Below are 7317 nucleotides of genomic sequence, written 5' to 3' on the forward strand. Positions count from 1 at the left end.
GCATTGAGATCGGCACAGGGCTGTGCCGATCTCAATGCCAACTGCCGAGTCTGCGGGGCAAACTGCCGACCGCTTACCCCGGGACCACCGCCCCGCGCCGGCGGGCGTTGAGCGCCTCCAGCGCCGTGCGGACCTGGTCCGGGGCGCCCGTCGGGAGCCGCACCAGCTCCTCGGCCAGGGTGCGCTGGTCGGTCCACTCCTTCAGCGAGCGCAGGGCGCCGGTCTGCCCGGTATCCGCGGCCTCGACGGCGGCCAGCACGGTCGCGAACGCCTCCGGGTCGTCGGCGACGGCGCCGAGCGTCGAGTCGAGGCCGACCGGCGGCGGGACCGACCGGTCGCGCGGGTCGGGCACGGTCCACTCGTGCCGGCCGGCGCCCACCTCGATCCCGGCCTCGCCGCCGCCCGCCGATCCGGCGACCGCACCCACTGACCCGCCGCCCGGCAGCACCACCAGCGCCGTCGTGTTCGGCGGCAACACCGCGTGCACCACGACCTGCCCGTCCCGCTCCGCCCAGCCTGCCTCCGCCAGCCCGTACGGCGTCTCGAACCGCGCCGTGGCGTGGTCCAGCCCGACGATCGGCACGGGCGCGATCCGCAGCCGCCGGTACCCGTGCGCGCCCGGGGCGAGCCCCGCCACGGTGCGGTGCAGCCAGTCGGCCACGGCCCCGAAGGCGTAGTGGTTGAACGACGTCATCTCGCCGGGGTTGATGCTCCCGTCCGGCAGCATGCTGTCCCACCGCTCCCAGACCGTGGTGGCGCCCATGGTCACGGCGTACAGCCAGGACGGCACGCCCGTCTGGAGCAGCAGCCGCGCGGCGACGTCGGCGTGGCCGGTGCCGGTGAGCGCGTCCTGGATGATCGGCGTGCCCACGAACCCGGTGCCGATGCGGTACCCGGCGCGGCGCACCAGCCAGGCCAGCCGGTCGCCCATCACCGCGCGCGTCGCGTCGTCCACGAGGTCGAAGGTGATCGCCAGCGCGTACGCGGTCTGGGCGTCCGAGACGATCCGGCCCGCCGGCGTCGTGTACTCGGCCACCCAGGCCAGCCGCGCCCGCTCGGCGAGGTCCCCGTACCGCTCGACGCCCGCCGCGTCGCCCACCTCGCGAGCAGCCCGCGTGACGAGCTGCAAGGACCGGACCAGGTAGGCGCTGGCCACGATGTCGGGGTCCGCCTTGGCACCCGCGGGGTCGTCCGGCGGCGCGTCGGGGTCGAGCCAGTCGCCGAACTGGAACATGCCCTCCCACAGCAGGCGGTCGCCGGCCAGGTCCAGCAGGGCGTCGGCCCAGGAGCGCATGCTCGGGTACTGCTCCGCGAGCGCCCGCCGGTCGGCGAACCGTTCGAGCAGCGTGGTGGGCACCACGGTCGCGGCGTCGCCCCAGGCGGCGGCTGGTTTGGCCCCGAAGGGCAGCACGAACGGCACCACCACCGGGCAGACGCCGCCCCGGTCGGCCTGCTCGGCGGCGACGTCGCGCAGCCAGGACGCCAGGAAAGCGTCGCTGTCGTAGAGGTAGCTCGCGGTGGGGCCGAAGACCTGGATGTCGCCGGTCCAGCCGAGCCGCTCGTCGCGCTGCGGACAGTCGGTGGGCAGGGAGACGAAGTTGCCGCGCATGCCCCACACGACGTTCTCGTGCAGCCGGTTCACGCGCTCGTCGGAGCTCTCGAACCAGCCCGTGCGGCGCATGTCGCTGCTGATCACGACGGCGGTCACGGCCGCGCGGGCCGTTTCCAGCCCGAGCTCTCCGGGCCAGCCGTCCACCTCTGCGTACCGGAACCCGTGGAACGTGAACTCGGGCTCGAACACGTCCGCATCGCCGGAGAGCACCAGGTGGTCGGTCGCCGCGGCGTGCCGCAGCGGCCGCACGCCCAGCTCCCCGTGCTCCAGCACCTCGGCGTGCCGCAGCGTGATCACCTGCCCGCGCTCCCCCGTCACCCGCACCCGGAGGCGGCCCACGAGGTTCTGCCCGAAGTCGAGCACCGTGCGGCCCGACGGCGTGGTGATCACCTCGCGCACCGAAACCTCGTCGACCCGTCGCACGGGTTCGGCGATCGCGGGTTCGGGCACGACGTCGGCGGCGTCCACCCGCACGGGCGCCCACGCCGAGTCGTCGAACCCGGGCAGGCTCCAGCCCGGGACGGCGTCGACCCGCTCGCCCGCGTAGATGCCGCTGGCCACGACGACGCCGGCCGCCGCCCCGCGCCAGTCCGGCCCGGTGGTCAGCACCCGGGTGGTGCCGTCGGTGAGCTCGACGTGCAGGTGCACGGCCGCGGCCGGCTGCTCCCCGTAGAAGGGGCGGGCGGCGCCGTGGAACCCGTACCTCTCGGTCCACCACCCGCCGGCCAGCCGGACGCCGACGGCGTTGGCGCCCGCGCGCAGCAGCGCGGTCACGTCGGTTGCCTCGTGCACGAGCCGGTGCTGGTAGGCGGTCCAGCCGGGCTTGAGCACGGCGTCGTCGACGTCCTGGCCGTTGATCTCGACCTGGTAGACGCCGTGCGCGGACGCGTAGAGGGTGGCGCGCGCGATGTCGCCGGGCAGCTCGATCTCTGACCGCAGCAGGCCCGGCGTCGCTGGCTCCACGGGGTCGGCGAGGCCCACGAACCGAGCCGCCCACTCGCCGTCGGCCAGGAAGGTGCTGCGCACGGTGACGGGCTCGCTCCAGGGCGAGGTGCCGCCGTCCGTGCCGGTGACCCGCACCTCCAGGGTGTGCCGTGCGTGCGGCGCGAGCGGGTCGAACGGCCAGGGCACGAACCGCGACTCGTCGGTCTCAAGCCGGCGCACCTCCCCGCCGTCGAGCCGCACCTCGGCGGCGGCCTGCCACCAGCCGGGCACGTCGGACCCGACGGTCCAGCTCAGGCGCGGGTCGGGGACGTCGGCGAAGGCGCCGTCGGTGCGGCGCTCCACGCGCACCTCGCGGACGCGGGTGGGACTGTTCTCCATCGGTGGCCCCTTTCAGCCCTTGACCGCGCCGGACGTCATGCCGGCCACGATCTGGCGGTTGAAGAAGATGTACATGACCAGCGGCGGCACCGTGATCAGCAGGATGTCCATGAACAGCAGGTTGAACTGGCTGACCATCTGGCTCTGGAAGTTGTAGAGGGTGAGCTGCACGGTCGCGTTCTCGTCGCCGGGCAGGAAGTACAGCGGGTTGGTGAAGTCGTTGAACACGTTGACCGCCTGGACCACGACGATCGTGATGATCACCGGCCGCAGCAGCGGCAGGATGACGGCGAAGAACAGCCGCAGGGGCCCGGCGCCGTCGATGATCGCGGCCTCGTCGAGCTCGCGCGGGATGGTCGCCACGAACGCGCGGAACAGCAGCACGCAGAACGACAGCCCGAACGTCGCCTCGATGAGGATCAGGCCGGGCATGGTCTTGAACAGCCCGGTCTGCTGCAGCACCCAGATGGTCGGCACGACGGCGGGCGGCACGATGAGGCCCGCCAGCACGAAGAAGTTGACCACCGGGTTGAACCGGGACCGCCGCCGCTGCAGCAGGTAACCGACCATGGCCGCGAGCACCACCATGACGGTCACGCTGACCACGGTCAGCACCGTGCTGTTCAGGAAGGCCCGCACCACGATCCCGTCGCGGGTGGTGAGCACCTCCGTCAGGTTCTCGGTGAACGCCCACTGCGTGGGCCACGAGAACTCCAGCCGCGACGCCTCCGACGCGTCCTTCGAGGCGGTGACGAAGATGAACCCGAACGGCACCAGGAACACCACCACGGAGACGGCGATGGCCACGATGCCCGTGGCCCACGACCCGGCGCGCCTCATCGGTCCACCTCCTTGCGGTTGAGCAGCAGGGAGACCGGCACCATGATCGCCGTGACCACGAGGAACAGGATCACGTTGCCCGCCGTGGACAGCCCGTAGAACCCGGCCTGGTACTGCTTGTAGATGACGGACCCGATGACGTCGCTGGTGAACCCGGGGCCGCCGCCCGTGGTGGCCCAGATGAGGTCGAACGACCGCAGGCCGCCGATCAGCGACAGGATGATCACGGTGGCCGTCGCGGGCTGGACCAGCGGCAGCGTGATGGAACGGAACTGCTGCCACCGGCCCGCGCCGTCGACCCTCGCCGCCTCGTAGTACTCCTGCGGGATGGCGACGATCCCCGCGATGTAGATGAGCGTCGCGATGCCGAGCCCCTTCCAGACGTCGACGGCCGCGATGGTCAGCAGCGCCTGGTTCGGGTCGGTGAACCAGCCCGGCCCCTCGATCCCGAACGCGGCGAGCATCGTGTTGACCACGCCGTCGAACGGGTCGAGCAGGGCCTTGAAGGTGATGCCCACCCCGATCGTGGAGACCAGCACCGGGAAGAACACGACGGAGCGCAGGTAGCCGCGGCCCACGAGCTGCGAGGTGAGCAGCACCGCGAGCGCCAGCCCCAGCACCACCTTGGCGGCCGACGTCACGAAGCCGTAGATCAGCGTGTTCACGAAGCCCTGCGAGAGCTGTGGCTCCGCGAAGAACTGGACGAAGTTGTCCAGGCCGATGAACTCGGTGTCGAACAGGGTCCAGCGCGTGAGGCTGAACCAGAACGACGCGAACGTGGGCACCGCGAAGAAGACCAGGTAGAGCACGCCGGCCGGCAGGTAGAACCACAAGGGGTAGACGCTGCGCTGGGTGGCCGAGGTGGAGCCCGCCGTCCGACGGCGGCGGGCGGGCCGCACCTCGGTCAGGGTCGCCGCCATCGGCGACCTACCAGCCCTCGAGGCCGAGCTGGCGGGCCTGGTTCTCGACGTCCTGGTCGTAGAACTCGGCCGCCTCCTCGGCGGTCTTGATGCCGGAGCCCACCTCGACGGTGACCTTCTCCAGGTTCGGGCCCTTGACCGGGGAGCTGAACTCCAGGGCGTTGGCGGTCGTGCCGGCGTCGAAGTAGGCCTGGATGTCGCCCAGGAGCGCCGGGGCGGTGTCCAGCGCCTCGCACGTGCCCGCGTAGGGTCCGGCGGGCGGCAGCAGCTCGTTCTGGATCTCGCAGCCGGCCTCGCTGTTCGCGAAGGCGACGAGCTCCTTGGCCGCCTCCAGCTCGGCACCCTCGGTCGACTTCGGCACGTACAGCGCGTTGGGCTGCCAGATGGTGGCCCGCGTGTTCGCGGCATCCTCGGCGGGCAGCGCGAAGAAGCCGATGTCGTCGACGGCGTCCGGGGTGTTCTGCAGGATCGTCTGGATGACGCTGGAGAGCATCGGGTAGTGCGCGCCCTCGCCCTCGGCGACCATGCGGGCGCCGTCCTGGAAGGCCGCGGACGGGAAGTCCTCGTTGAAGTAGCCGGCCTCGGCCACCTCCTGCTGGTGCTGGAAGCCCAGGAGCGCGGGCTCCTCGGCGTAGGACCGCTGGTGCGCCGTGTACTGGTCGGCCCACTCGGGGTCGACGGCGAGCACGTTGGCGAAGTCGCCCAGCACGAACAGCTGGCTGGTCCAGGTCTCGCCGTAGGTCTGGATGACCGGCGCGACGCCGTCGGCCTCGGCGGCGATCGTCGCGTTGTTCGCCATGAACTCATCCCAGGTCTCGGGGATCTCCAGCCCGAGCTCCTCGTACAGCGGCTTGTTGTAGACGACGCCACCCGCGAAGGAGGCGCCCAGGGGCGCGCCGTACAGCCCGTTGTCGGTGCTGACGACGGGGGTGAACTCCTCGGTCAGCGACCCGACCCACTCCTGGTCGCTGAGGTCCACCAGGGTCGAGTCGGGGTTGAGGGCCTGGAGCAGGGAGCCCGAGTTGTAGTAGAAGACGTCGGCCATCTCGCCGGTGGACAGCCGGGTCTTGACGAGGTTGTCGCCCTCGGTGCCGCCGGGGCGGATCTCGACGGACACCGAGACGTCGGGGTGCTCCTCCTCGAAGGCAGCGGCCAGGGCCTCGGCGGTCTCCGGGTTGGGGGCGTCGTTCGAGGTGAGGAACGTGATCTCGGTGGTGCCGTCGCCGCCGCCGGACGCGGCGCAGCCGGTGAGGGCACCGCCGGCCACCGCGAGGGCGGCCGCGGCCGTGAGGACCTTGTTGCGGGTGGGGAACGTACGGGACATCTCTCTACCTCCTTGTAGAGACGGATGGGACGATGGCGTGTAGAGCGATCTACACTCGCACCGCTGAATCCTTTCAGTGGGAGCACGCTAGCGGGGCGCCATTTCTGGTGTCAACCGATCTACACGGGCAGGATGGCACCACGATGAGCACCGAACCGACGCGCCGCCCGCGGCCCTCGACCATCCAGGACGTCGCCCGCGAGGCCGGCGTCTCCCGGGCCGCGGTGTCCAAGGTGATCCGCAACGCCTACGGCGTCAGCCCGCACATGCGCACGCAGGTCGAGGCCGCGATCGAGCGCCTGGAGTACCGGCCGCGCGTGGCGGCGCGGGCCATGCGCGGGGCGAGCTTCACGCTCGGCTTCGAGATCCCGCAGGTGGGCAACGACTTCCTGACCATGATCGTCGACGGCGCCACGGAGGCGCTCGCGGACACCCCGTACCAGATGATCATCGCGCCGCTCGGGCGGGACCAGAAGGGCGACGTGGCGATCAACAGCCTCGCCGACCGCCAGGTCGACGGCATCGTGGCGATCTCGCCGCGCGTGGACCCGGTCTGGCTCGAACGGGTCGCCGAGCGCACGCCGCTGGTGGTGATCGGCCGGCACGACCGGTCCGACCGCTACGACACGATCACCGGCGACGACCGGTCCGGCGCCGAGCAGGTCATGTCGCACCTGCTCGACCTGGGCCACACCCGGATCACGCACCTGACCATCCACCCGTCGCGGCCCGAGCCGCCGTGGGCCGGCCAGGCGGGCGCCGAGCCCCACGTGGTGCGCACCGCCGTCTACCGCGAGCGCATGACGGCGGCCGGGCTGAAGCCGCACGTGGTGCACACGATGTTCGACGGCTCCGAGGCGCACGCGGCGACGCTCGACCTGCTGGCCTCCCCCGACCGCCCGACGGCGATCTTCGCGGGCAACGACACCCTGGCGATCGGCGTGCTCAGCGCCGTCGCCGAGGCCGGGCTCGATGCGCGCGACGTGTCGGTGGTCGGCTACGACGACGTGCCGATCGCGCGGCACCCGCTGGTGTCCCTGACGAGCGTGGACCAGAGCGGCATCACGCTGGGCCGGGAAGCGGTGCGGCTGCTGCTGGAACGGCTGGAGGGGCGCACGGAGGCGGTGCGGTACGAGGCGGAGGCGGTGCTGCGGGTGCGGGGGTCTAGCGGGGCGGTGCGGGAGGGGTGAGGGGGCGGGTGCTGAGGCGGGTAGCGCCGGGATCGGCAGGTCGCCCAGGGTTTCGGCAGGTCGCCCGAGGTTTCGGCAGTTGGCATCGAGATCGGTCCAGGCCTGGGC

Annotated in this window: 5 protein-coding genes; 1 reads left to right on the forward strand and 4 read right to left on the reverse strand. The window is 71.9% G+C overall.

The genetic code is table 11. The features are described from left to right. Positions 1–73: 73 nt before the first annotated feature. The 4 genes from ACFU5G_RS28085 to ACFU5G_RS28100 are packed head-to-tail and all read right to left on the reverse strand — an operon-like array spanning position 74 to position 6019. Positions 74–2935: a family 78 glycoside hydrolase catalytic domain gene (locus tag ACFU5G_RS28085; protein WP_377252087.1), complete on the reverse strand. Its 2862-nt coding sequence runs from the start codon at positions 2933–2935 to the stop codon at positions 74–76. A 12-nt stretch (positions 2936–2947) separates the two neighbouring features. Further along, positions 2948–3775: a carbohydrate ABC transporter permease gene (locus ACFU5G_RS28090; RefSeq protein WP_377252089.1), complete on the reverse strand. Its 828-nt coding sequence runs from the start codon at positions 3773–3775 to the stop codon at positions 2948–2950. Then, positions 3772–4695, reverse strand: a complete 924-nt coding sequence (locus ACFU5G_RS28095; protein ID WP_377252091.1) for a carbohydrate ABC transporter permease — start codon at positions 4693–4695, stop codon at positions 3772–3774. Before ACFU5G_RS28095 ends, ACFU5G_RS28090 begins: the two co-directional genes overlap by 4 nt. A 7-nt stretch (positions 4696–4702) precedes the next feature. Beyond that, a complete protein-coding gene (locus tag ACFU5G_RS28100) occupies positions 4703–6019 on the reverse strand; it encodes an extracellular solute-binding protein (protein ID WP_377252093.1) in 1317 nt (438 codons plus the stop codon). Between the two features lie 143 nt (positions 6020–6162). On the opposite strand from ACFU5G_RS28100, the gene ACFU5G_RS28105 reads away from it, so the two are divergent. Continuing rightward, on the forward strand, positions 6163–7209 hold the full coding sequence (locus ACFU5G_RS28105; RefSeq protein WP_377252095.1) for a LacI family DNA-binding transcriptional regulator: 1047 nt from the start codon (positions 6163–6165) through the stop codon (positions 7207–7209). Positions 7210–7317: the final 108 nt, after the last annotated feature.

Source organism: Promicromonospora sp. NPDC057488 (genome assembly GCF_042802395.1).
Taxonomy (GTDB): Bacteria; Actinomycetota; Actinomycetes; order Actinomycetales; family Cellulomonadaceae; genus Promicromonospora.

Coding starts and splice junctions, on each gene's coding strand:
- ACFU5G_RS28085 (WP_377252087.1), bottom strand. CDS start 2,935: ATGGAGAACAGTCCCACCCGCGTCCGCGAGGTGCGCGTGGAGCGCCGC.
- ACFU5G_RS28095 (WP_377252091.1), bottom strand. CDS start 4,695: ATGGCGGCGACCCTGACCGAGGTGCGGCCCGCCCGCCGCCGTCGGACG.
- ACFU5G_RS28100 (WP_377252093.1), bottom strand. CDS start 6,019: ATGTCCCGTACGTTCCCCACCCGCAACAAGGTCCTCACGGCCGCGGCC.
- ACFU5G_RS28105 (WP_377252095.1), top strand. CDS start 6,163: ATGAGCACCGAACCGACGCGCCGCCCGCGGCCCTCGACCATCCAGGAC.
- ACFU5G_RS28090 (WP_377252089.1), bottom strand. CDS start 3,775: ATGAGGCGCGCCGGGTCGTGGGCCACGGGCATCGTGGCCATCGCCGTC.